23 protein-coding genes and 2 pseudogenes are annotated in these 21661 nt (G+C 53.5%); 18 read left to right on the top strand and 7 right to left on the bottom strand.

Annotated elements, in window-relative coordinates; genetic code table 11:
* Positions 1 to 27 precede the first annotated feature (27 nt).
* Positions 28 to 561 (top strand): hypothetical protein, encoded by a 534-nt coding sequence (locus tag HMPREF3140_RS19710; protein WP_004179939.1) that lies wholly within the window; start codon positions 28 to 30, stop codon positions 559 to 561.
* Positions 562 to 793: 232 nt separating this feature from the next.
* Here the strand turns inward: HMPREF3140_RS19710 and HMPREF3140_RS19705 are convergent, their stop codons facing one another.
* Positions 794 to 1894: an NADH:flavin oxidoreductase/NADH oxidase gene (locus HMPREF3140_RS19705; protein ID WP_032411507.1), complete on the bottom strand. Its 1101-nt coding sequence runs from the start codon at positions 1892 to 1894 to the stop codon at positions 794 to 796.
* A gap of 107 nt (positions 1895 to 2001) precedes the next feature.
* Complete coding sequence (locus HMPREF3140_RS19700) at positions 2002 to 3609, bottom strand: FAD-NAD(P)-binding protein (protein ID WP_023301911.1); 1608 nt, start codon at positions 3607 to 3609, stop codon at positions 2002 to 2004.
* A gap of 275 nt (positions 3610 to 3884) precedes the next feature.
* Here HMPREF3140_RS19700 and HMPREF3140_RS19695 point away from each other — a divergent pair, with 275 nt between their 5' ends.
* Positions 3885 to 5117, top strand: coding sequence for an MFS transporter (locus HMPREF3140_RS19695; protein WP_004148411.1), 1233 nt, complete (start codon positions 3885 to 3887; stop codon positions 5115 to 5117).
* 40 nt (positions 5118 to 5157) lie between these two features.
* Here the strand turns inward: HMPREF3140_RS19695 and HMPREF3140_RS19690 are convergent, their stop codons facing one another.
* The gene (locus tag HMPREF3140_RS19690) at positions 5158 to 6072 is read right to left on the bottom strand and encodes a DMT family transporter (RefSeq protein WP_023301912.1); all 915 of its coding nucleotides are present in this window, start codon (positions 6070 to 6072) and stop codon (positions 5158 to 5160) included.
* Between the two features lie 201 nt (positions 6073 to 6273).
* Between HMPREF3140_RS19690 and HMPREF3140_RS19685 the strand changes: the two genes are divergently transcribed.
* Positions 6274 to 7374 (top strand): iron-containing redox enzyme family protein, encoded by a 1101-nt coding sequence (locus HMPREF3140_RS19685; protein ID WP_023301913.1) that lies wholly within the window; start codon positions 6274 to 6276, stop codon positions 7372 to 7374.
* Here HMPREF3140_RS19685 and HMPREF3140_RS19680 read toward each other — a convergent pair.
* Positions 7350 to 7928 (bottom strand): TetR/AcrR family transcriptional regulator, encoded by a 579-nt coding sequence (locus tag HMPREF3140_RS19680; RefSeq protein ID WP_023301914.1) that lies wholly within the window; start codon positions 7926 to 7928, stop codon positions 7350 to 7352. The two genes, HMPREF3140_RS19685 and HMPREF3140_RS19680, sit on opposite strands and share 25 nt — an antisense overlap.
* 341 nt (positions 7929 to 8269) lie before the next feature.
* Here HMPREF3140_RS19680 and HMPREF3140_RS19675 point away from each other — a divergent pair, with 341 nt between their 5' ends.
* From HMPREF3140_RS19675 to HMPREF3140_RS19655, 5 genes and pseudogenes are all read left to right on the top strand, one after another.
* Positions 8270 to 8962: a hypothetical protein gene (locus tag HMPREF3140_RS19675; RefSeq protein ID WP_023301915.1), complete on the top strand. Its 693-nt coding sequence runs from the start codon at positions 8270 to 8272 to the stop codon at positions 8960 to 8962.
* A gap of 2 nt (positions 8963 to 8964) precedes the next feature.
* Positions 8965 to 9153: a hypothetical protein gene (locus tag HMPREF3140_RS19670; protein ID WP_024622647.1), complete on the top strand. Its 189-nt coding sequence runs from the start codon at positions 8965 to 8967 to the stop codon at positions 9151 to 9153.
* Positions 9154 to 9195: 42 nt separating this feature from the next.
* Positions 9196 to 9676 (top strand): annotated as a pseudogene (locus HMPREF3140_RS19665) (Hcp family type VI secretion system effector).
* Positions 9664 to 9792: a hypothetical protein gene (locus HMPREF3140_RS19660; RefSeq protein WP_004176131.1), complete on the top strand. Its 129-nt coding sequence runs from the start codon at positions 9664 to 9666 to the stop codon at positions 9790 to 9792. Before HMPREF3140_RS19665 ends, HMPREF3140_RS19660 begins: the two are co-directional and overlap by 13 nt.
* A 30-nt stretch (positions 9793 to 9822) precedes the next feature.
* Positions 9823 to 10401 carry a GNAT family N-acetyltransferase gene (locus HMPREF3140_RS19655; RefSeq protein ID WP_072145299.1) on the top strand — a complete coding sequence of 193 codons (579 nt, stop codon included), beginning with the start codon at positions 9823 to 9825 and terminating at the stop codon, positions 10399 to 10401.
* Positions 10402 to 10438: 37 nt separating this feature from the next.
* Here HMPREF3140_RS19655 and oxlT read toward each other — a convergent pair whose 3' ends face one another.
* A complete protein-coding gene (gene oxlT / locus HMPREF3140_RS19650; protein WP_023301918.1) occupies positions 10439 to 11737 on the bottom strand; it encodes an oxalate/formate MFS antiporter in 1299 nt (432 codons plus the stop codon).
* A 216-nt stretch (positions 11738 to 11953) separates the two neighbouring features.
* Here oxlT and HMPREF3140_RS19645 point away from each other — a divergent pair, with 216 nt between their 5' ends.
* Complete coding sequence (locus HMPREF3140_RS19645; RefSeq protein WP_072145313.1) at positions 11954 to 12172, top strand: hypothetical protein; 219 nt, start codon at positions 11954 to 11956, stop codon at positions 12170 to 12172.
* 110 nt (positions 12173 to 12282) lie between these two features.
* Here the strand turns inward: HMPREF3140_RS19645 and HMPREF3140_RS19640 are convergent, their stop codons facing one another.
* Positions 12283 to 13335, bottom strand: coding sequence for a LacI family DNA-binding transcriptional regulator (locus HMPREF3140_RS19640; protein WP_004151868.1), 1053 nt, complete (start codon positions 13333 to 13335; stop codon positions 12283 to 12285).
* Positions 13336 to 13552: 217 nt separating this feature from the next.
* Here HMPREF3140_RS19640 and HMPREF3140_RS19635 point away from each other — a divergent pair, with 217 nt between their 5' ends.
* The 9 genes and pseudogenes from HMPREF3140_RS19635 to lysM all read left to right on the top strand — a co-directional run bounded on the left by HMPREF3140_RS19635 (position 13553) and on the right by lysM (position 19814).
* The gene (locus HMPREF3140_RS19635) at positions 13553 to 13990 is read left to right on the top strand and encodes a PTS sugar transporter subunit IIA (protein WP_004143637.1); all 438 of its coding nucleotides are present in this window, start codon (positions 13553 to 13555) and stop codon (positions 13988 to 13990) included.
* Between the two features lie 11 nt (positions 13991 to 14001).
* On the top strand, positions 14002 to 14268 hold the full coding sequence (locus HMPREF3140_RS19630; RefSeq protein WP_004176134.1) for a PTS sugar transporter subunit IIB: 267 nt from the start codon (positions 14002 to 14004) through the stop codon (positions 14266 to 14268).
* Positions 14269 to 14298: 30 nt separating this feature from the next.
* Complete coding sequence (locus HMPREF3140_RS19625) at positions 14299 to 15561, top strand: PTS ascorbate transporter subunit IIC (protein WP_004176135.1); 1263 nt, start codon at positions 14299 to 14301, stop codon at positions 15559 to 15561.
* A gap of 20 nt (positions 15562 to 15581) precedes the next feature.
* Positions 15582 to 16262 (top strand): D-allulose 6-phosphate 3-epimerase, encoded by a 681-nt coding sequence (gene alsE / locus HMPREF3140_RS19620; protein WP_004179925.1) that lies wholly within the window; start codon positions 15582 to 15584, stop codon positions 16260 to 16262.
* A gap of 116 nt (positions 16263 to 16378) precedes the next feature.
* Positions 16379 to 16849 (top strand): PTS sugar transporter subunit IIA, encoded by a 471-nt coding sequence (locus HMPREF3140_RS19615; RefSeq protein WP_002905131.1) that lies wholly within the window; start codon positions 16379 to 16381, stop codon positions 16847 to 16849.
* Positions 16850 to 16905: 56 nt separating this feature from the next.
* Positions 16906 to 17217: a PTS fructose transporter subunit IIB gene (locus HMPREF3140_RS19610; RefSeq protein WP_004176139.1), complete on the top strand. Its 312-nt coding sequence runs from the start codon at positions 16906 to 16908 to the stop codon at positions 17215 to 17217.
* A 42-nt stretch (positions 17218 to 17259) separates the two neighbouring features.
* The gene (locus HMPREF3140_RS19605) at positions 17260 to 18366 is read left to right on the top strand and encodes a PTS fructose transporter subunit IIC (protein ID WP_004224873.1); all 1107 of its coding nucleotides are present in this window, start codon (positions 17260 to 17262) and stop codon (positions 18364 to 18366) included.
* A gap of 205 nt (positions 18367 to 18571) precedes the next feature.
* Positions 18572 to 19116: pseudogene (locus tag HMPREF3140_RS19600) on the top strand (LysE family translocator).
* Between the two features lie 248 nt (positions 19117 to 19364).
* Complete coding sequence (gene lysM, locus HMPREF3140_RS19595) at positions 19365 to 19814, top strand: peptidoglycan-binding protein LysM (protein WP_004224855.1); 450 nt, start codon at positions 19365 to 19367, stop codon at positions 19812 to 19814.
* Between the two features lie 136 nt (positions 19815 to 19950).
* On the opposite strand, the gene pgtP is transcribed toward lysM, so the two are convergent.
* A complete protein-coding gene (gene pgtP / locus HMPREF3140_RS19590) occupies positions 19951 to 21342 on the bottom strand; it encodes a phosphoglycerate transporter PgtP (RefSeq protein WP_004184088.1) in 1392 nt (463 codons plus the stop codon).
* Positions 21343 to 21661 lie beyond the last annotated feature (319 nt).

The following is a 21661-nucleotide window of genomic DNA, read 5'->3' as shown; positions in this document are numbered from 1 at the left end:
TTTATATATAAAATGTGAATGCTATTAATGCAACGAATCACAAAGCTGGATAACGACTTAACCTGTAAGGGAATGCTGATGAAACTCTGGAATAAAACACTACTCGCTTCCGCCCTGTGCCTGACCCTGTTTGGCTGCGACGATGCGTCGAAAGTTGATAACAAACTGGATAAGGCTAAAGATAATGCGGAGCAGATGAAGGATGCCGCGGCGGATAAAGCGCAGGCAATTAAACAGGATGCGGATAAGCAAATCGATACGCTGAAAAGCCAGGCTGACGCCGAGGCCGATCGCCTGAAGGATCAGGCCAGCGCCATCAAGGCCGAGGCGGACAAGAAGGCGGACGCCATCGCCCAGCAGGCGAAAGCCCAGGCCGATGCGGTGAAGCAGAACGCAAAGCAGGAAAGTGACCGCATAGTCAAAGAGGCGGGTCAGATCAAAGACAACGCCATCGGTGACGCCAATCAGCTCTCGGCTGAAGCGGCGAGCAAAACCAAAGCCATCCAGGACAGTATCGCGAAGGATAAACAGAACGCCGCGCCGCCTGCCGCACAGCAGTAACTCGCGGTGTTTGTCTGACCCGCCGCCCGGAAATATAGGGAGCGGAGCCTGATAGATTGCCCGGCGGGCTGCGCTTGCGCGGGCCTACGCAGGGGGCGGGTTGGCTGCGCAATGACCGTGTATCACCCTTTTGTAGGCCGGGCAAGGCGTCGCCGCCGCCCGGCACATGGACCGCAATAACATCCTGCTCAGGGGTATCTTACGATACCCCTTTTTTATGCCCGCCGTGGGTTCAACGGTTTGGCAGCAGGGTGCCTTTCAGGCCGTGCGGCTCCGAGCGCAAATACTGCGACGGCACACGGACCTGGGCGCCAAGGCTGGCCGCTGCGTGCCACGGCCAGTGCGGATCGTAGAGTACCGCGCGGGCGAGGGCGATCAGGTCGGCATCGCCATTCTCCAGCGCCGCTTCCGCCTGCTGCGGGTCGGTGATCAGCCCCACGCCAATCACCGGGATGGCTACCTGCTGGCGAATATCGCGGGCGAAAGGCAACTGGTATCCCGGCCCAACGGTGATCGCCTGCTGCGGCGACAAACCGCCGCTGGAGACGTGAATATAGTCACTGCCCAGCGTTTCCAGCTGCTGGCTAAACTTAATGGACTGCTCGCAGTCCCAGCCGCCTTCGACCCAGTCGGTAGCCGACAGCCTGACGCCCACCGCCATGGTGTTGCCCACTGCCTCGCGGATCGCCTTAAAGACTTCCAGCGGATAGCGCATTCGGTTCTCCAGCGAACCGCCGTACTCGTCGCGGCGCTGGTTGCTGAGCGGCGAGAGAAACTGGTGCAGCAGATAGCCGTGGGCGGCGTGCAGTTCAATCAGCTCAAAGCCCAGCCGCTGGGCGCGCAGCGCGCTGGCGACGAAGGCCGCTTTGATGCGCGCCAGATCGGCATGGCTCAGTTCAGTGGGAGCGCGATCGCCATCGTGAAACGCCACGGCGGAAGGGGCGACGGTCTGCCAGCCACCATCGTTGAGCGCCAGCTGATGGCCTCCCTGCCACGGGGCGGCGCAGGATGCCTTGCGTCCGGCATGACCCAGCTGGATCCCCAGACGGATCGGCGACCAGGCCCGAATATCTTCGACTACGCCGCGCAGGGCGTTTTCGGTTTCATCATCCCACAGCCCCAGATCCCCCGGGGAGATACGCCCCGCAGGCTCTACCGCCGTGGCTTCCAGAATTAACAGGCCGGCGCCGGAGAAAGCCAGTTGGCCAAGATGGATCCGGTGCCAGGAGGTCGCCTTACCCTCGTCGGCGGAGTACTGACACATCGGGGCGATAACGATACGGTTATCAAGGGTGAGTTGACCAATTCGCGTCGCGCTAAAAAGATGACTCATGAATACCTCGTAAATGTTAAACGTGGTCGTGCAGGGGACGGACAGTTGCTGTTTATAGCACGCCTGTTCACCCCCCCAGTATTCGGATATTGCGCTTAAGCGCTCCGCTATTCGATATACCAGAGACGGCGCCGTCGGCCGGCGGCCTGCTGCGACACGGCGCGGGCCATTGCGCTGCCAATCTCGGCGCTGGCCGTCAGCCCCTGCACAAAGGGGCGATCGTGCATCAGCCAGGGAAGGGCGCCGAAGGCGACCCGACCGCGCACTGTCTCCGGCGCCTGCAGCGTGTAGTCATCACCAACGTCCGGAATGTCGTCGCCGCAGGCCAGCAGCTGCTGGCGCAGTGAAGGGAAGGGCAGATCCCGGGTTTTCAGCGCCTTTTGTCCGCGGGCATCGATAAAGACATCGAATTCGCAGCGCTGACGATGATGAACAATCAGCGTCCGGTCAGGCTCCCGCTGCAGCTCATAATCTTCGCCCAGCGTCAGGATCCGCAGAATGCCAGCCCGGTGCAGGGCCAGCAGCCGACGTATGGACTCCGGCGGAATGGCGGCGTAGTTATCGATAAATACCCGGGCGAGGCCCTGGCGGAAGCGACGGCTGTCCGCATCGTTGAACTGCGGCACCACGGTTTCAATCGCCTCATGCAGGCGCAGAATGGCATAGCGCCAGGGCACCGTGTGGTGTTCGCGCTTATTGCGCTCCACCTCCTGCAGATTGCGCTGCGCCCACTGAAAGGGGTCATGGGTGAGGCGGTCGGCAAACCAGGCGTCGGCGATACTGTCAGGCGTCAGCTGACGAAGCCCGATCGCCTCGCTCCAGTCGGGGGCAGCATATTCCAGCTCTTTAACGATCAGCTCAAAAATCCGATCTAACAGAGCGTCGCTACCCTCCGCAATGGCCGCTTCGAGGGCGGCGGGAGTGGCAATCTCCAGCGGCTCCCACGGGATCGGGCAGTAAAAATCGGCCTCCGGCAGCACGCCGTGGCGTGACATCAGGGTGATCTCCAGCGCTTCGCTGCCTGGATGAAGGGAAAAATGGGTCGTTTTGTCGTCCTCGGTATGGAAAACGCCGTGGCGGGCCACTACCGCCACGGCGGCATCAATCGCGCTTAATGAAGTCCCAAGGATCCCCACCCGGCAGGGGGCAATGCGGGCCTCCATCAGGCCGGTCCACGGGCTGGGGAAGTACTGTCGGCTGGCGCGCTCTTCTTCAGGCCACAGATGGCCGGTGGCAATCGCCACCAGGTCGACAATTACCGGGTCTGCTGCACTATCGGTGTGGATGGCGATCCCGGTGGGCTGAACCGCAATATCCGTGACTTCACAGGATTCACAAACGCTAATCACAAAGCCGACGTCCCGGGCCCGCTCAACGAGGTACAGAAAACGGTCGCGATAGTATTCGCCGAGGATAACCCGCGGCAGAAACTGGCGCTCATGCAGGGCGTGCCGTTCAAGCCCGCGCGCCGCCAGCCAGTCATCGCTTTTCTGCTGCAGCCATTGCAGGTAGGTCAGGTCGATGGGGGGGATCTCAATGCTGGCAATATTGGCCAGCATTTGCGCCGCGGTATTATCGTCACTGTAGGGCATACCCACCCCGGCCTGCGCCTCTTTTTCAAACAGGGTGATGGCCAGCGGCTCACCGCGCTTCACCAGTTCATAAAAGGTGTAAATCCCCGTCGGCCCCACGCCGACGATGGCAATTCTCTTCATGATTCTCTCCCTTCCTGTGGGCAGATGCGGCATTGATGACGCTTCGCTTAAGCGAACCTGGTTTTAATTCTGGTCGAAAATTGCCGAACCGGTGAGGGGAACACGCAATTTGAAACAAATTAGCATGCTAATAAACTTGCCGATTGTCGTAAAAGGGGTGTAATTAACAAAAGAGCAACTTTCTATACAAACAATTTACACAAGCGGTGACCCCAGCTCGCTCTGCTGGACGCCGCGCACACTCCCGGCAATGCCGTCGGGATAGGGATGACAAGATGCACGGCTGGACCTCACGACAGCGTAATGCGGCGATAGCCAGTTTTTTAAGCTGGACGCTCGATGCTTTCGACTTTTTCCTGTTAGTTTTTTTACTGAGCGATATCGCCCACTCGTTTCATGTCGACCTTGAGGAGGTCACCCTGGCGATTCTGCTGACTCTGGCCGTGCGGCCCGTCGGCGCGCTAATTTTCGGCAGGGCGGCGGAGAAGTTTGGTCGCAAACCAATCCTGATGCTCAACATTGTGTTCTTCTCGGCTTTTGAGCTGCTCTCCGCCGCCGCGCCGTCGTTGATGCTGTTTTTCCTGCTGCGGGTGCTGTACGGCGTGGCGATGGGCGGGATCTGGGGCGTGGCCTCTTCGCTGGCGATGGAGACGATCCCCGACCGCTCGCGCGGCCTGATGTCCGGCCTGTTCCAGGCGGGATACCCCTTCGGCTATTTGCTGGCGGCCGTCGCCTACGGGCTGCTGTTTGAACAACTCGGCTGGCGCGGGATGTTTGTCATTGGCGCCGCGCCGGTGCTGCTGCTGCCGTTTATCTATTTCTGCGTCGAGGAGTCTCCGGTTTGGCAGGCGGCCAGGCAGAATAAAGAGAGTACGGCCCTGCTGCCGGTACTGCGTAGCCACTGGAAGCTGTGCCTGTACCTGGTGGTGCTGATGGCGGCTTTCAACTTCTTCTCCCACGGGACGCAGGATCTTTACCCGGTCTTTTTGAAAGTTCAGCACGGCTTCGAGCCTAAAACGGTCAGCATCATCGCGGTCTGCTATAACATCGCCTCGATCATTGGTGGAGTGTTCTTCGGTTCGCTGTCGGAGAAGATTGGCCGACGCAAAGCGATTATGATCGCCGCCCTGCTGGCGCTGCCGGTCATTCCACTGTGGGCTTTCGCCAGCGGCTCGCTGGCGCTGGGGGCGGGGGCGTTCCTGATGCAGTTTATGGTCCAGGGGGCCTGGGGGGTGATCCCCACCTGGCTCAATGAACTGGTCCCGGCCAACACCCGGGCGGTGCTGCCCGGCTTCGTCTACCAGCTGGGTAATTTGCTGGCTTCGGTGAATGCCACTCTCCAGGCATCAATCGCCCAGCATCATGGGCATAACTACGGCCTGGCAATGGCCCTGGTGGCCGGGACGGTGGCGATTGTCATTACCGTCCTGACCTTTTTTGGTCGCGAAGGCCGGGTGATCCAATCCGCAGGAGCGGGACATCACCAGCCGCTCTCCACCAGCCGTTAACTTTTGTGACCGGGCGTGGCCAGGCGCCCGGTCGCATACATTAGTCACGCAGACGAATAGACGCCGCCTGGCGTTTCTCCAGCGAGCAAATGACAATCCCCACCATGATGAACAGCGCGCTAAACAGATGCCAGGCATGCGGCTGGGTATGCAGGAAGAGGATGCTCAACACCCCGCCGGAGAGGGGGATGATGTGGGTGTAAATTTCGCCCCGCGTGGCGCCAATGGTGGCGATACCTTTGTTCCAGAACAAATAGGCCAGCCACGATGGGAAAATTACCAGATACGCCAGGCCGCTGAGGAAAAACGGCTCGCGCCAGGCTGCCCAGTCCTGCGCCGGGTGGCGCATCAGCCAGAAGATGACGATTGGCAGCAGGATCAGGGCGCCGAGCAGCGAGCTGACGGCGACAAAGCCATTCGCCGGGATTCGGCGGTCCTTCAGACGTAACAGCGAACAGTAGAGCGCCCAGCTCAGCGCCGACCCCATCGCCCACAGGTCGCCGATGGCAAAGGTGTGCAGAGAGGCGGCGTGCAGCGGATTTCCCTGAAATAAGAGGATCATCACGCCGAGGGTGCTAAAAGCCACTCCGAGCCAGTTACGCCCTGATACCGGATCGCGGAAAAATAGTCGGTTAATCAACAGTACCATGCTCGGCGTGGCGGACATATAGATGGCGGCGTTGAGCGCGGAGGTGGTTTGCAGGCCAATATAGAGCGTGAGCGGGAAACTGACCTGGCCGCAGAGGGTTAGCACCACCACCGCTGGCGCGTTTGCCCGCAGCAGGCGGCGACTGCCGGCGATTTGCCGTCGGTAGAGCAGGCCCAGCAGCAGCGCCGTCAGCGCCCAGCGCGCTTCGGTCATCAGGATCGGATCCACGCCCTGCACCAGCACGTGCCCGACAACATAATTCCCGCCCCAGAACAGAGCCGCCAGCGTCAGTAACAGATAAGGCATGATGATTCCTTGTGTCGTTTGTCACTGTACTGAATGGTAATGTTATTGTTTTTATAATATCAATAATATTTTAGTGGTTTTTATTGTATTAATTTAAATTCTTTAATAAACAGTAAATTGACAACGCGTGTGAAATTTACGTTGCCGCATTATGGACGGTACTATACCGTATAGTAGCCATGTATTTCACAGGGATAAATCATGCGTAACACAGATAATGGGGTGATTGGAAGCGACCAGACCGCGGTGATGGCCAGGCTGGCGCTGGATGAGTTAATTGACCAGCTTCTGCACAGCAACGCGCTGTCGCTGAAGCTGACGGCCAACCCGCTGGTGGCCGACAGAGCCTGGCATCTCACTGAGAATACCTGCATCCGCGCCTTCTCCGCTGACGATCCACAGGCCAAAAAGCGTGCGCACAACGCGCTGTTCATTCTCTATCAGTCCTGGCTTGCCGACCCGCTCTCGCCAGCGGCTGCCAATCAGTTTCATCCGCTGCTTTCCGGGATCAGAAATTACATCGAGTCTGAGTGGCTGCGGGCGGAAAGCAAACGCTTCCACTACCAGAGACCAATGCTTAACGCCGGCAATATCGTCGACGAACTGCGCGCCTTATGCCAGCAGCACCCGGCGTCTCATCATCCGCTGTTCGATTTCCTTGCCAGCGAGGCCTCTGCGGCGCAAATCGACTATTTCTTCAAAAGCGACAGCGCCCTCAATCTGCTTTTCTTCGATCTGGTGGCGATGGGGCTGGTGGGCTCGCTGCCGGAAACCCGCGCTGAGATTGCGCAAAATCTGTGGGATGAGATAGGCCAGGGCAGCACCGAGATCACCCACGTTAATCTGTATAAGGATTTACTGAAGCGGCGAAATATCGCCTTACCGGACAATCATTTTGCCCATTTGTACGAGTGGCAGGGGCTGGCAGGGTATAACGCCTTTATGCTGGGCGGCGTAAACCGTCAGCATTACTACAAATCGCTGGGCGTGATGGCGATGACCGAGCTGCTCGACCCACCGCAGTATGAAAAACTGGTGGCGGGCTGTCGGCGGATTGGGCTTTCCGAGCGCGACGTGCATTACTATGCCGAACATATCACGGTCGACATCGGTCATGCGGATGGCTGGCTGAACAATGTGATTGTGCCGATTGGCAAAAAACATCCGGCGGCGATGGAGGAGGTCTTCTTTGGCGCCGCGCTGCGTCTGCAAACCTGCAACGATTACTATGATTGTCTGCTGGCGGCCCTGCAGTCGCTGGGCGGCAGCTTATCATCTCACAGCGTACCGCCTTCTGAGTAAATAAGCGCTTTGGCCGCGCTCCAGGCGGTCATCCCCGGCGGGATCTCCCGACATTCGGCGGACTCGGCCTGCTGGGCGGCGATAGCGCCATCGATGAGCATCACCATCATCATGGCGACCCGCTCGGCAGGCTCTGGTTTTAACACCTGCAGGAGGATATCGCGGAAGAACTGCCAGAGGAGCGACTTAAATCGGGAGCATTGCTCCCGGATCGCCGGCGATGACGCGCCATATTCAAACAGCGCGCGGGTAAACATGCAGCCGTGGAACGTTTCGCAGGTAAACCAGCGATGGTAGTAGTCGAACACGGCAAACAGCTTTTCCCGCGCGCTGGGTTTATCCGCGGTGATCTGCGCCAAATCCTGCATAAATTCGCTCTCTTTCTGCTTGAGGATAGCCAGAATGAGCGCCTCTTTATCGGCGTAATAGCGGTAGAAGGTCATTTTGGAGATGCCAGCATGTTCAGCAATCCGCTCGATGCTGGGCGACTGATATCCTTCGCGATTAAACAGCGTGCTGGCGTGGCGGAGAATGTCCGCTTGTTTTGGCTTCATGCGTTTTCCTGTCGAATGGTTCGCTGTCACGATTGCCGGTGACACGGCCGTCCTGCGACAGCGGTGCATTATGCCGGATCTTGCCGCCAGACGGGCAAAAAGTAAATCAGCCGCGGTTTATGCGGCGTCGGTTCCCTCAATAAAAACAAGATTGCGTAGACATACACAAGTCACCATACTTGTCTGCGATAAATCGCTTTGCATAAGTACGGAGGAGTCGCGTTAATAATCAGTATTCTGACCAGGAAATACCATCTTTCATAGTCAGCGATTGACTCAGGGCTTGCTCATGAAGAGCGATGACAACACCTGGAAAAATAAATAATTAACAAGGAATGGTTATGTACTACAAGAATGAAATTGTCCGTTATTTACAGGCTAACAATATTCTTGCGTTAAAACTCGAACATGCCGTAGCGGGTGCAGAAAAGGCCGTAGCAAACCAAATTGAAACCATAGGCGCAGGTGCAAAGCGTGCGCTTTATTATACGTCCTGTTTTACCGATGAGTACCAGGATGTGTGCCTGCAACAAAAAACCGAAGACATACGATTTAAAAACGGTGTGATTTATCTCCTTAAACATGGAAATATTGCATACGATATGCTCAAGCTATATTTTGAACAAATATTCAAAGACAAAGCTTCAGAGGAACTGGAGCGTATAAAGCGAATACTTATGGCTGTTAACATTCATATTGCCGCAAGCTCACTGACCAACGCTGGATTTGCTTTGGCAACAGCCTCATTTGTCGCTACAGGTATAAACCTCAATCTTGAACTTAGTGCATTGGCTGGACGCCGGGCAGGGGGAGTGGTAGGCGCTATCGGAATATATGGTATTGTGCAGAAAGCAGCAGAGAGTGCACATCGTCTTTGCGTTTCCGAACCTGCGTATTATTCGGTACTTTACGCACATGAGCTGGAAATGATGTACTTTCTGATAGAACCATTGTTTCTAAAATCTGAGGCGTTTACAGCACAACAGGCCTCGAATGAGGGTATTGCAGACATCATTACCAGGATGATCCGATAGCTATGATGAATCTTATTAAAAGATTGCTGCAAAGAATATTCAGATCGTTAATTTCATATTATGGCCCTGCTGTATTGACAATCCTCTTCGCCATGGCACAAGGGCTCTTTTTTCCAGAGACGCCTCTCTGGCTTGTTCCCCTGTTTTTCGTATTTGTAATTGTAATGTTTTATCGATTTGTAAAATTTTGACATTGAAAACTTAACTTTATATTAAATTTATAAGGAAATAATATGTCTATACCCGCACATTTATGGCTGGAAGATGAAAATGGCTCCCCCAATTCTCGGCAGTTGTTTGATGCCACTGCGCCTGGGTTCTATCGAGTTAAAATCCTTTTCTCATGGGGTAACTATTCCGGTAGATCCAAACTGGGGAAAACTAACCGGTACGCGGATCCATCAACCTGTAACGATCGTAAAAGAGTTCGATCAAACAACACCGCTCTTGTACAGAGCCGTCTGCGAAGGCCGAACGATGAAGAAGGCGACAATCAAGATGTACCGCATTCTGGAAACAGGTATCGAAGCCGAATATTTCAATATCATTCTGGAAAACGTCAAATTTACCACGGTTGCACCATTTCTTTCTCCGGGTGGGATGAGTAGTACCCATCTCGAAACACTCGAATTGCGTTATGAGGCGATCACCTGGAAGTATACCGAAGGGAATATTATCTATCGTGACTCATGGAATGACCGGTGTTGCGCCTGAACTCCCAGCTAACCGATTACGAGGAGATCTTCGCCTACGGCGATACGCCGGAAGATTTCGCCATGCTGACCCTGGCCACCACCAAAATCTATCGCTGGGATGAGGCTCCGCCATGAGCCTGGCAGCGCCAGGCTGCGCAGGTTAAGATGGCCCCGCCATTGCCCGTCTCATTGAGAAGAAGAGAAGAGATGATGTTACCCCTGACCACGCCCCGGCTGCTGCTGCGCCGGTTCAGAACGGAAGATCTGCCGACTTTCAGCCATTATCGCAATCTGCCGGAGGTGGCCCGCTTCCAGAGCTGGACCCACTACGGCATGACAGAGGCGACAGCCTTCTATGAACAACAGCGTTCGCAGGCCTTTGCTGAGGATGAGAGCTGGTTCCAGCTTGCCGTAGAGATCCAGGCCAACGGTGCGCTGGCGGGAGATGTGGGGATCCACTTCTTAGATCACGGCAGACAAGCCGAGCTGGGGATGACCTTTTCCCCTGCGTATCAGCATCAGGGGTATGCCCGGGAAGCCATACGGGCGGTGATGGCCTTACTCTTTGAACAGTTAGCCCATCACCGGCTGATAGCGGTGGTAGACACACGCAATACCGGCGCGATCAAACTCCTGGAAGGGCTGGGCTTTCGTCGCGAGGCGCATTACCGGCAGAATATCTTTTTTAAAGGCGAGTGGGGCGATGAGTACCTGTACGCGCTGCTGCGCAGCGAATATCAGTGAAGTGACGGGCGAACCGTCACTTCTGCCCGGCGGACGATTAGCTATGCTGGCGGATAAAGCGCGCGCGCCACGGTTTTAGCACCCACAGCGCGAGGGCGGCGGTGATAAAATCAAGGCCAATAGCGCAGCTGAAGACTACATGCCAGCCGTGGGTGTACTGATAGAGCAGTGCCGCCAGCGGGCCACCGAAGATTGACCCGATGCCCTGAGAAATATACAGCCAGCCATAGTTGGTGGCGGCATGCTCGCTGCCGAACGTATCGGTGAGTGTCGACGGGAAGAGAGAGAAGATCTCCCCCCAGCCAAAGAACACCACCCCGGAGAGCAGGACAAACAGCAGCGGATCTTCCCGGCACGCCAGCCAGAGCATCATCGCTACCCCCTCCAGCGCAAAGGCGATAAACATGGTTTGCTCGCGGCCGAAGCGGTCGGAAATAAACCCAAACAGCGGCCGGGTTAAGCCGTTGGTAAAGCGGTCTATCGTTAACGCCAGCGGCAGCGCCGCCATGCCAAACACCACCGCCTGGCTAATGCCGAAATCCTCGGCGAACACCGCCATCTGCGAAGTGACCATCAGCCCGGAAGTCGACATCATCGCCATCATGGCGAACATCAGCCAGAACAGCGGCTGGCGCAGCATTTCCCGGGAAGTAAACGATCTGCTGCTCTGCGCCACCGTCTGACTGACGGGCTGGGAGACAGCGGGCGGCGGCAGCTTCAGCCCCTGACTGGCGATGAAGCCGACGAGGGCGAAAAGGATCCCGAAAGTCGTCATCGTATGTTCAAGGCCGTTAGTGGTCAGCGACAGGGAGATGGGGAAGGTGGTTATGATGGCCCCCATCCCGTAGCCCGCCGCCACCGCGCCGGCGGCAAATCCCCGCTGCTGTGGGAACCATTTGACCATCAGGCCGACAACGCCGATGTAGACGATCCCGGTCCCGAGGCCGCCCATGCAGCCATAAACCAGCCAGAGCGTTGCCAGGCCATTCACCTGCGCGGAAAGCACCCAGCTCATTCCCGCCATCACTGTGCCAATAGCGATCAGCCGCCGTGGGCCAAATTTTTCCACTAACCGCCCCTGAAAAGGGGAAAAGAAGGTCTGCAGGATGATCAGCAGCGAGAAGGTGACCTGCAATTCTGGCAGACCGACGCCAAGTTTGGCGGCCAGGGGTTTTGTCAACAGCGTCCAGACATATTGCGGACTGGAGATGGCGGCCATACAGATCAGGCCCAGCACCAGCTGGCGCCACTTGCCATATTTCGGGGTAACCAACGGTTCGCTGAGTGTCGTCATGTTGTTCTCCGTTTTCAGTAAGCAGGCTTCCGTGAAACGCATCCACCCTGGATGCCTCACAGAAAGGGGAAGGTTGCGACCGCAGACTGGCGACCTGTTGTGGCCATATGGCATACGTTCTTGTCCACATTGCGGTATACAAGCGAAGAGCATTAAACGTGCCATATAAAATAATTTTTTATATTCAACTGGTTAATGTAATGAGGGCATGTCTGACGGGGGGCGGCATGGTGAATGTGCGGCACCAGGGCGGTGCAAATGAATTATCGCGGTGCGCTTTACCTGCTAACTGGCGTAGGAGACATCGTATATCCTGGAGTGGCGCTAGACGGACTTCAGTGCAAAGCCGCCCAGGCGGGTCGAGGCTACGAAATCACCGCCTGGGGCGGCTGGCAAGATAAACGGGAAATGAGGCTGGCGGTTTACCCGCTTAGTAGCGAAAAAACGCTACTGTCCCGACTATTTTTTGCTTTATGAGCTGGGCATTTATTGTATGGACTCTCGCAGAGAGACATTCTTCCTGGTAGAAACCCTGGCTACCACACACAGATACTAGATAGGGGAAGCCTTATCGCCCTATATTAAACTCATGCCGCGGTACTGGCCCGGACTTTGAGCACTGACGGAATTTCAATGAACTTTTCACCAGGCTTATCGTTAAGCAGTTCGAGAAGAGCTTTACCGGCTTTCACCCCAATGTCATGCCAGGGAAACTCAACGGTTGTCAGGGCAGGGGAACAGACTGTCGATAACACTCCTCCGCCTAAACTCGCAATGGCTACGGTATTGGGCACCTTAATGCCGGCACTGTGGCAGGCCATCATACATCCACAGGCCATTTCATCCGACGTGCAAATTAACGCATCCAGATCGCCCCAGGTAATCATCATATCCTTGAATATATTGACGCCTGTGGCGATGGTAGATGGCAAATGCGTGGTTACCACCCGGTGCGGGGAGCGGTTCAGAGCGAGCATCGCCGTATTCCATCCGCTCAGCAACTGGCGAAACATTGTGTTATTAGCCGGGGTACAGAGCAGTGCGATGTTTTTTAATGAGGCGTCGGCCAGATGAGTCACGATCTGTTTTACGGCCTTACCGTAATCCACGCCGATGCACATACCCACAGGGTGGGTATTTAGCGCGCCAATTTCCAGAATAGGAACATCCACGTTGGCCAGCAGCTGGGTGCAGCTCTCAATGGTATCGATATTGAACTGAATAATGGCCGCCGGGTTATAGGCGAGCATTTTTTCAAACGTCTTTTGTTCACTTTGACCGTCATGCCCGGATTCCATAAACATCATGGTATATCCGCGTTCGGTCAGCACTTTTTGCAGCGCTTCAGAGACCGGCAAAAAACCCGGCGAAGAGAAGGTGGGAACGACGGCGAGAATAAGATCGGAATGGACCGACGCCAGATTACGTGCCTGCAGATTAGGGACATAGCCGAGTTGACTGACGGCCGCATCGATGCGATCGCGAAGCTCAGGATTCACTTTTTCAGGCATTCTCAGCGCTCGCGAGACGGTCATGGCGCTCACACCGACAAACTCAGCCACCTCGGTCAGGGTTATCTTACCCGTTCCTTTACGTCGTTTTTCTTTCGGGCTACCGTCCGCGTCTAAACTCTTCACCAAAATCACCAACCGTTTGAAAAATAAAATATAACGAAAGTATATCTGCGAATCGCATTATAACTTACCACAGCGAGGGGGAAAGCACATTATAGCCAGTGTTAGCGGTAACGCACTTTTTAACATTTTTCTTTGTTAGCGCTAACTTTGGGAGGTGTATCACAGTTGCATTTTATTTAGCTGTTTATAGTGCAGCACATAGACCCCCTCGGGAGAGCATATGATCAGAGACTGGTTAACCCCGGATAAAATTAAAGTCATTAACTCAATAGATAGCTGGGAAAATGCCGTTCGACTTGCAGCAGAACCCTTGCTGATGCAAGGGTATATAGCCGGGTCGTATATTGAGGCGATTTTGCAAAGCCATAAAGAACTTGGGCCTTATTACGTATTAGCTCCCGGCTTGGCGATGCCTCATGCCCGTCCTGAACAGGGGGTATTAAGAAATGGATTATCGCTTCTTCATATTAAAGAAGGGGTGTCGTTCGGCTCGACAGAGAACGATCCGGTATACGTGGTAATCATACTATGCGCTCGTTCCGGAAATGAACATATCACGATGATTGGTGAACTGGCTGAAATCTTTAGCGATCAGCAAAAGTTACACCGATTGTTAAATGCCGATGATAGCAAGGCGATTCAGGCCGTTATTGACTGAAGGAAAACAGAATGAAAAAAGTACTTATCGTGTGCGGTAATGGTTTAGGCAGCAGCTTCATCGTTGAAATGAATGTCAAAAAGATCCTTGCCGAAATGAATAAAGAAGCTGAAGTCGCACATACCGATCTGACGTCGGCAAAAAGCGAAACTGCCGATCTTATTCTCAGCGCCAAAGACATTGCAGAACATCTTAGCAGTCACTCTGCAAAGGTCGTTGGATTAAGTAATTTACTTGATAACAATAAAATTAAAGAAATTTTAGCAGAAAACATTTAAGCAACGGCTATCTGATTCGTGGAGTTAAACATGCTTCATTTTCTTATTTATGATGTGCTAGGAACACCGGCGATACTGGTTGGTTTATTTTCACTGATCGGTCTGCTGTTGCAAAAAAAAGGAATTTCAGACGTTATTTCAGGCACGCTGAAAACCATCATGGGTTTTGTCATATTGACCGCCGGCGCCGGTATTATAGCCTATACGTTAACCATCTTTAGCCAGTTATTTGAACATTCTTTCCATATTCAGGGCGTGGTGCCCAACACTGATGCCATGGCCGCTCTGGCGCAGAAGAATTACGGCACGGAAACCGCCACCATTATGGTATTGGGCATGCTGATCAATATCGCCCTGGCGCGTCTAACGCCATTAAAGTACATCTTTCTGACCGGACATCATACGCTTTATATGGCTGCGATGCTGGCGGTTATCCTGTCTGTAGGGGGCTTGTCAGGGGGATGGGTGGTGGCCATCGGGGCGGTTATTCTCGGTGCGATGATGGTCATCTCCCCGGCTATCTTGCAGCCGTTTACCCGTAAAATAACCAACACCGACGATCTGGCGCTCGGGCATTTTGGATCTATTGGCTACCTGCTGTCCGCGCTGGTGGGCAAAATTATTGGTAAAGGTAGTCCCTCGATTGAAGAGATCAAAGTACCTAAGTCGCTCAATTTCCTTCGCGACTCATCGGTGGCCATCTCTCTCACCATGATGATTCTGTTTCTGGTGCTGGTGCTCGTTGCGGGCAAATCCTTTGTCGAGGAGACCCTGAGCGCTGGTCAGAACTTTATTATCTTCGCCATTATTCAGTCCCTCACGTTTGCTGCAGGAGTTTATATCATCCTCGCCGGGGTTCGGATGGTGATTGCCGAGATCGTCCCGGCGTTTAAAGGGATTGCGGACAAACTGGTTAAAGACGCGAAGCCGGCGCTGGACTGTCCGACGGTGTTTCCCTTCGCTCCGAATGCCGTCATCGTCGGCTTCCTCGCAAGCTTTGTCGCAGGACTGGTCAGTATGTTCCTCTGCCCGCTGTTCGGCTTGAGCGTCATCGTCCCGGGCCTGGTTCCCCACTTTTTCTGCGGGGCCACGGCGGGGGTTTACGGCAACATTACCGGCGGACGTCGCGGGGCGGTGGTAGGGGCTTTTGCTCACGGTCTGCTCATTTCGTTCCTGCCTGCCATTCTCTTGCCCATGATGGGGGATATGGGACTGGGCTCCACAACCTTTGGAGACGCAGACTTTGGCGTTGTCGGCATCGTGCTGGGTCATATCATCGCAATGTTTAACTAACTATTTATCGGAGGTGGTTTATGAGCGCTAAATTTTCACCGTCACTGATGTGCATGGATTTAACGCAGTTCAAAGAGCAGATCACGGCAATGAATAAAAAAGCGGATTTTTACCATGTTGATATAATGGATGGCAATTACGTCCGCAATATCACACTGTCTCCCTTTTTTATTGAGAATCTGAAAAAAATTACTACTGTGCCCATTGATGTTCATCTGATGGTGAATCATCCGGAAGATATCATTCCCATGTGTCTCGAGGCCGGCGCCGATATCATCAGCTTTCATCCCGAGACGGCGAATAACAAAATATTCCGCCTGCTGAATCAGATCAAGGATGCGGGCAAAAAGTGCGGGGTGGTGCTGAACCCGGCGACACCGGCAGAAAGCATTGCCGAATATGCGCATCTGCTGGATAAAGTGACGGTCATGTCGGTTGACCCTGGCTATGCCGGACAAAAGTTTATTCCTGAGTCGCTGAACAAGATTAGAAAGCTCATCAACATGCGCAAAAATAATGGCTATCACTATCTGACGGAAATTGATGGCTCTTGCAATGAGAAAACCTTCGGTCAGATTGCTGAATCCGGGGTAGATGTCTTTATCGTCGGCACATCGGGTCTGTTTTCGCTCCATGAGGATGTCAGCCAGGCGTGGGACAGAATGATCGAGATCTTCCAGCGGGAAACTGTCGCTGCATAACGGGTTATTTCTCTTCGAACCACAGTGTGTATTTGAATAAGCCTTAAAAGATCTGCATCACGCCAGCGATGCTGGTTTGTTATTTAACGACCACTCTATATGAATGCGGGTGAACCATGGATATTTCGACAGTGCTTAATGTTAAAAACATCAAGTTAAATATGACCGCCAGAACCAAAGAAGAGGTGATAGAAGAACTCACCGATTTACTTATCCAGGATGGCGCCGTCACCAATAAGGAAGATTTTATTCGTGATGTCTGGTTACGCGAGGAGCTAGGCTCTACCGGCTTTGAAAACCATATCGCTATTCCACATGGTAAATCTTCCGGTGTTTCCCGTACCGCATTAGCCATCGGACGCACGCAACATGCCATTCCCTGGGAGACCATGGATGGCAGCGACGTCCGCTGTGTTATTTTATTTGCGGTTTGCCTGGTGGATCAAAATGCCACCCATATTCGCCTGTTGGCACAAGTGTCTGGGTCACTGGCGGATGAAGACATTATTGCTAAATTACTTGTTGAATCTGATCCACATAAAATCATTGCGCTTTTCAATTCAGAAACTGAAAACGCCGATGCTTAATACCAACTTGCTAATATCGATTTGTAATTTATTAAATTAATTAACGGAGAAACATTATGAATATTGTCGGCGTTACCGCCTGCACGGTGGGGATTGCACATACCTATATTGCACAAAAGAAAATTGAAACTGCGGCTAAAAAAGCCGGACATAACGTTAAAATCGAGACGCAAGGAACCATCGGCATTGAGAACCCGTTAACCGCTGATGAGATTGCCGCAGCAGATATTGTCCTGCTTGCTGCCGATGTCAAAGTAACGGGCGAGGAGAGATTTGCCGGCAAAAAAGTCGTTAAAGTCGCGACGGAAACGGCAGTCAAATCCCCCAATAAGTTGATTGAAAAACTCAGTGAAATAGTCAATTCATAATTTTATTTCGGCCTGGCGACTCTACATTAAAGGGCGTGACTTATGTCTCTAAAACAAATATGGCAAGCAGCAAACCCTAAAGGACATCTGCTGACCGCTATCTCGTTTCTGATCCCCATTGTCTGTGGTTCTGGGTTTATTATCGCCATCGGTATGGGGCTTGGCGGAACGGTGCAGGACACGTTAACTCCGGGACAATTTGATGTATGGCAGGCGATGGCCACCCTGGGCGCCAAGGCGCTTGGGCTGTTGCCGGTGGTGATTGCCGTGGGAATATCTGGCTCGATTGCCGGCAAACCAGGCATCGCGCCAGGATTTGTCGTCGGGCTGGCGGCGAATACTATAAGCGCAGGCTTTATCGGTGGGATGATTGGTGGCTATATTGCGGGGTATATTGCGCTGGCGATCATTAAAAACGTCAAGGTGCCTGACTGGGCCCGCGGGTTGATGCCGACGCTGATCGTTCCCTTTTTTGCCTCCATTATCAGCTGCCTGATTATGGTCTATATCATCGGTACGCCTATCGGTATCTTTACGGAAGCGCTTACGTCTTTCCTGAGAAGCATGGGCACGTCTTCGAATTTGGTGTTAGGCGCAGTCATAGGCGCATTGTGTATCATTGACTTTGGCGGCCCGCTGAATAAGACATGCTTTGCTTTCGTGCTGACCCTGCAGGCGCAGGGGATAAATGAACCCATTACCGCACTTCAGTTAGTTAACACCGCTACGCCTATCGGATTTGGCCTGGCTTTCTTCATTGCTAAGCTTCTGCGTAAGAACATCTATAACCGTGAAGAAGTGGAAACCTTAAAATCGGCGGTTCCGATGGGGATTGTGAATATCGTTGAGGGTTCTATCCCGATCGTCATGAATGATATTGTGCGCGGTATCGCGGCGGCGGCTATCGGCGGCGCGTGCGGCGGGGCGGTCACCATGGTCTATGGTGCGGATGCGACGGTTCCTTTTGGTGGAGTATTGATGATCCCCACGATGTCACATCCGATGGCAGGCATCATGGCCCTGCTGGTGAATATCGTTGTTACCGCCACGGTCTATGCCGTCATCAAAAAAGATATCCCTCGCGACGTGATTGTTGATAATGATTACGAAGAAGAGGATATCGACCTGGATGATATTAAAGTGAGCTAACTTATCCCAGGGTTATTTTAAATCAACATTAAGCCCTTCCTGTAAGAACATCAGCCCATGACTAAGCATTACTTAGTCATGGGCTACTCTTTGCATCTGTCATCCCCGAAGAAAAATGGAGCAGGGTAAGCAGAAGATCAGGGGAAATAATCTTGTTGCAAAAATGTGAACCCTTCAGTAGCCTTGTCTCTTTCGGAGACAGGAAATGCTCGTCACTGATTCACTTCTTGCATACACCCTCGCTGCCACACTGCTTACTCTTACACCAGGTCTCGATACCGCGCTCATCCTGCGCACGGCGACCGCTGAAGGTGGACGCAAAGCCTTGCATGCCGCGTTAGGCATTGATCTCGGATGCTTTATTTGGGGCGCCGTGGTGGCCTTTGGCTTAGGGGCGCTGCTGGCGGTTTCTGAGTTGGCTTATACCTTGTTGAAATGGTGCGGAGCGGGCTACCTTTGCTGGCTGGGCATCCAGTTGCTTCTGCGCCCGCGCCAGCAATTTAACACCACTCCGGCAGAATCCACTACCACCAGTAACTGGTTTCTGCGTGGGATGCTGGGGAATGTGCTTAACCCCAAAATGGGCGTCTTCTACTTTTGATTGGTACGCTGTGGTCGTTAACGCTGATTACCGCCACTCGCTATGCCGCCGGCATCCTGAAAAAACCAGCCGTGGTGAAATGGATGGACCGGACAACCGGCTGCCTGTTTCTGTTATTCGCTGCGAAGCTGGCAATGAGTCGCCGGTAATCTCCGGTTTCGTCCTCCCGGGGGGCAATGCCCGCTTTCATCCGGTGTCGCCTTGCCGGAATACAGACTTTCCTGCCATACCATGGCAAATTTCCTGCACTTTGACGCTCATTGATTATACTTTGATGGCAGCTTGTGCTGCCTCAAGCAGTTGTCGCGATGGTGGATATCAAAACCAATATCCCGAACATTGGGTCAACGGGGCCGAGGAACATGTGTTCATGTAACAGTCGTGGAGGTATGGAAAGATGGGATTATTAAATTTTGTGAAAGAAGCGGGCGAGAAAATATGGGATGCCGTCTCCGGCGACAGTAAAGAAGATCGGGCTGAAAAGCTGAAAAAACATATCGATGGACTTAATCTGCCTGGCGCCGAAAAGGTCAATATTGATGTTGCGGAAGATGGCACCGCAACGGTCACTGGTGATGTCGCTTCGCAGGAGGATAAGGAAAAAATTCTGGTTGCGGTCGGGAATGTCACTGGCGTAGGCCAGGTCAGTGACGGCGTTAAGGTGACGCAAAGCGGGGCGGAAAGTCGTTTTTACACGGTCAAATCCGGTGACACTCTGAGCGCAATCTCAAAAGCGATGTATGGCTCGGCCAATGATTATCAACGTATTTTTGAAGCCAATAAACCGATGCTGACCCATCCCGACAAAATCTATCCGGGTCAGGTGCTGATTATCCCGGCGAAGTAGGCCACTCAGCAGCAACATCAGTGATGGCAGGAATACTTGCTTTATACCGCTGTCGGAAGCCGCCGCGGACATCTATTCCTCTCTCAACGGCAAAAGAGCCAGCAAGCTGGCTCTTTGTTCCCCCGGGTTCAGGCGCTTACTGTGCGTCAGCCAGTGCCAGTCGGGCCTCTTCCTGCTCGGTGATTTTACGCTGTTGCTCAAGTTCCAGCGCGCCGCGATGAGAGAGGTAGCAGAAGAGTATGCAGCAGACGATCCCGCCCATCAGCAGATAGAACCCGCCGTGCCAGCCCATTTTATCGACCATTACGCCGAACAGGCTGGTGCCTAACGATGCGCCAAAGATATAGCTCATAAATCCGCGCAGACCCACGGCTGAACCGACGGCAAAGCTGGGGACGATTTCCATGGTCTGGACCGAGGCCAGAAACTGCGGGACATAAATAAGGCAGCCCACAATCGCCGCGAATACCGTGACCATCAGTAGCGATTCGCTTTTCCAGTAGCCGATCAGACAGATGAAGATTAGCGTCATACAGATTATGGCTAACGGCATCCGGCGCCCTTTAAACAGCTTGTCGGAGAGCCAGCCGGCCAGCAGAGTAGACGGAATCGCCGCCCACTCAAAAAACAGGAATGCGACGCTCATTTGTTCTTTGGAAAAATGTTTCACCGTCAGCAGGTAAATTGGCAGCCAGCTGATCATGCCGAAACGCACCATATAGACAAACACATCCACAAAGGAGACATACCAGGCGTTTTTGTTACGCAGTACGTAGGTACAGAAGATCTGAAATGCGCTCATGTTCTCCGGCGCTTTCTGGCCGTGTTTGGTCTTCAGCACCACTTTCTCTTCCGGCATCATCTCTGCCAGCGAAGGCAGACCTTCCTCGCGCGGCGAACCCTTACCCAGCACCAGTACGCTAATGGCGAATACCACCGCCACGCAGGCCGGTACAATGTAGCTGGCGCTCTGCCAGTGCTCGGTGCCGAGAATGGCGAATGCGGCGCCGACGATCGGGGCGACAATTCCGCCGCCGACGTTATGGGAAATGTTCCAGAACGCCCCTACGCGGCCACGCTCACGGCGCGGGAACCAGTTCGCAATAGTAATAAAAGAGGGGCCGACCCCCATACCCTGAAACAGGCCGTTCAGGACAACCAGCGCAGCGAAGACCCAGAATGCGGTACTGAATCCTAATCCGACGTTGACGATGGCGCACAGCACCAGGCCACAGGCCATAAAGACTTTCGGGCTGGCTTTATCCGCGAGGCTGCTCATTACGCCTTTACTGATCCCGTAGGCGATGAGCATACAGCTGCTGAGCAAACCGATCTGCGTGGCGCTGAGGTCTAACTGTTCTTTCAGATAGGGCGTGGATAAGGTGAAGTTATTGCGCACGATATAGTACGCCAGGTATCCCAGAAATACGCTTAGCAGCGCCTGCATACGGTATCGACCATAGGTTGCCTGAATTTTCTCAGCAGGAACTTTATTCGCCGACGGGCCTTTTTTTAATAATGATAACATGTCGTCACCTGTATTTATATTGATATGAACATCAGGAGTAATTACCCCGAAGGGTGAAATAAGCGGCTAAAAAATTCAAATCGTCGAAATGAGTCAAAATTGACTCAAAATAATGCAGGGACGGGTTGTTTTTGACCCATGTGGCATGAGTGAGATTTTGCGCAATTAATTTTGCGCTGGTTTTATGTCCGGCTTGTGCGGACACTAACAAATTGCCTAATCATTATCTGGTAATCTTTCCCGATATTCCCGGACGCCCGTTTGACTATTTTTTCGCTCGCGGCGATTAATTCACCAGATGTCATAAACGGGTAAGTTT

Source organism: Klebsiella sp. HMSC16A12 (assembly GCF_001808265.1).
In the GTDB taxonomy this organism is placed as follows: Bacteria; Pseudomonadota; Gammaproteobacteria; order Enterobacterales; family Enterobacteriaceae; genus Klebsiella; species Klebsiella pneumoniae.
This window is presented reverse-complemented; position numbering and strand designations above follow the sequence as displayed.

Excerpts from the sequence above, each read along its gene's own strand:
- HMPREF3140_RS19710 (WP_004179939.1), top strand. The coding sequence starts at position 28 with ATGCAACGAATCACAAAGCTGGATAACGACTTAACCTGTAAGGGAATG.
- HMPREF3140_RS19705 (WP_032411507.1), bottom strand. The coding sequence starts at position 1,894 with ATGAGTCATCTTTTTAGCGCGACGCGAATTGGTCAACTCACCCTTGAT.
- HMPREF3140_RS19700 (WP_023301911.1), bottom strand. The coding sequence starts at position 3,609 with ATGAAGAGAATTGCCATCGTCGGCGTGGGGCCGACGGGGATTTACACC.
- HMPREF3140_RS19695 (WP_004148411.1), top strand. The coding sequence starts at position 3,885 with ATGCACGGCTGGACCTCACGACAGCGTAATGCGGCGATAGCCAGTTTT.
- HMPREF3140_RS19690 (WP_023301912.1), bottom strand. The coding sequence starts at position 6,072 with ATGCCTTATCTGTTACTGACGCTGGCGGCTCTGTTCTGGGGCGGGAAT.
- HMPREF3140_RS19685 (WP_023301913.1), top strand. The coding sequence starts at position 6,274 with ATGCGTAACACAGATAATGGGGTGATTGGAAGCGACCAGACCGCGGTG.
- HMPREF3140_RS19680 (WP_023301914.1), bottom strand. The coding sequence starts at position 7,928 with ATGAAGCCAAAACAAGCGGACATTCTCCGCCACGCCAGCACGCTGTTT.
- HMPREF3140_RS19675 (WP_023301915.1), top strand. The coding sequence starts at position 8,270 with ATGTACTACAAGAATGAAATTGTCCGTTATTTACAGGCTAACAATATT.
- HMPREF3140_RS19670 (WP_024622647.1), top strand. The coding sequence starts at position 8,965 with ATGATGAATCTTATTAAAAGATTGCTGCAAAGAATATTCAGATCGTTA.
- HMPREF3140_RS19655 (WP_072145299.1), top strand. The coding sequence starts at position 9,823 with ATGGCCCCGCCATTGCCCGTCTCATTGAGAAGAAGAGAAGAGATGATG.
- oxlT (WP_023301918.1), bottom strand. The coding sequence starts at position 11,737 with ATGCGTTTCACGGAAGCCTGCTTACTGAAAACGGAGAACAACATGACG.
- HMPREF3140_RS19645 (WP_072145313.1), top strand. The coding sequence starts at position 11,954 with ATGAATTATCGCGGTGCGCTTTACCTGCTAACTGGCGTAGGAGACATC.
- HMPREF3140_RS19635 (WP_004143637.1), top strand. The coding sequence starts at position 13,553 with ATGATCAGAGACTGGTTAACCCCGGATAAAATTAAAGTCATTAACTCA.
- HMPREF3140_RS19630 (WP_004176134.1), top strand. The coding sequence starts at position 14,002 with ATGAAAAAAGTACTTATCGTGTGCGGTAATGGTTTAGGCAGCAGCTTC.
- HMPREF3140_RS19625 (WP_004176135.1), top strand. The coding sequence starts at position 14,299 with ATGCTTCATTTTCTTATTTATGATGTGCTAGGAACACCGGCGATACTG.
- alsE (WP_004179925.1), top strand. The coding sequence starts at position 15,582 with ATGAGCGCTAAATTTTCACCGTCACTGATGTGCATGGATTTAACGCAG.
- HMPREF3140_RS19615 (WP_002905131.1), top strand. The coding sequence starts at position 16,379 with ATGGATATTTCGACAGTGCTTAATGTTAAAAACATCAAGTTAAATATG.
- HMPREF3140_RS19610 (WP_004176139.1), top strand. The coding sequence starts at position 16,906 with ATGAATATTGTCGGCGTTACCGCCTGCACGGTGGGGATTGCACATACC.
- HMPREF3140_RS19605 (WP_004224873.1), top strand. The coding sequence starts at position 17,260 with ATGTCTCTAAAACAAATATGGCAAGCAGCAAACCCTAAAGGACATCTG.
- lysM (WP_004224855.1), top strand. The coding sequence starts at position 19,365 with ATGGGATTATTAAATTTTGTGAAAGAAGCGGGCGAGAAAATATGGGAT.
- pgtP (WP_004184088.1), bottom strand. The coding sequence starts at position 21,342 with ATGTTATCATTATTAAAAAAAGGCCCGTCGGCGAATAAAGTTCCTGCT.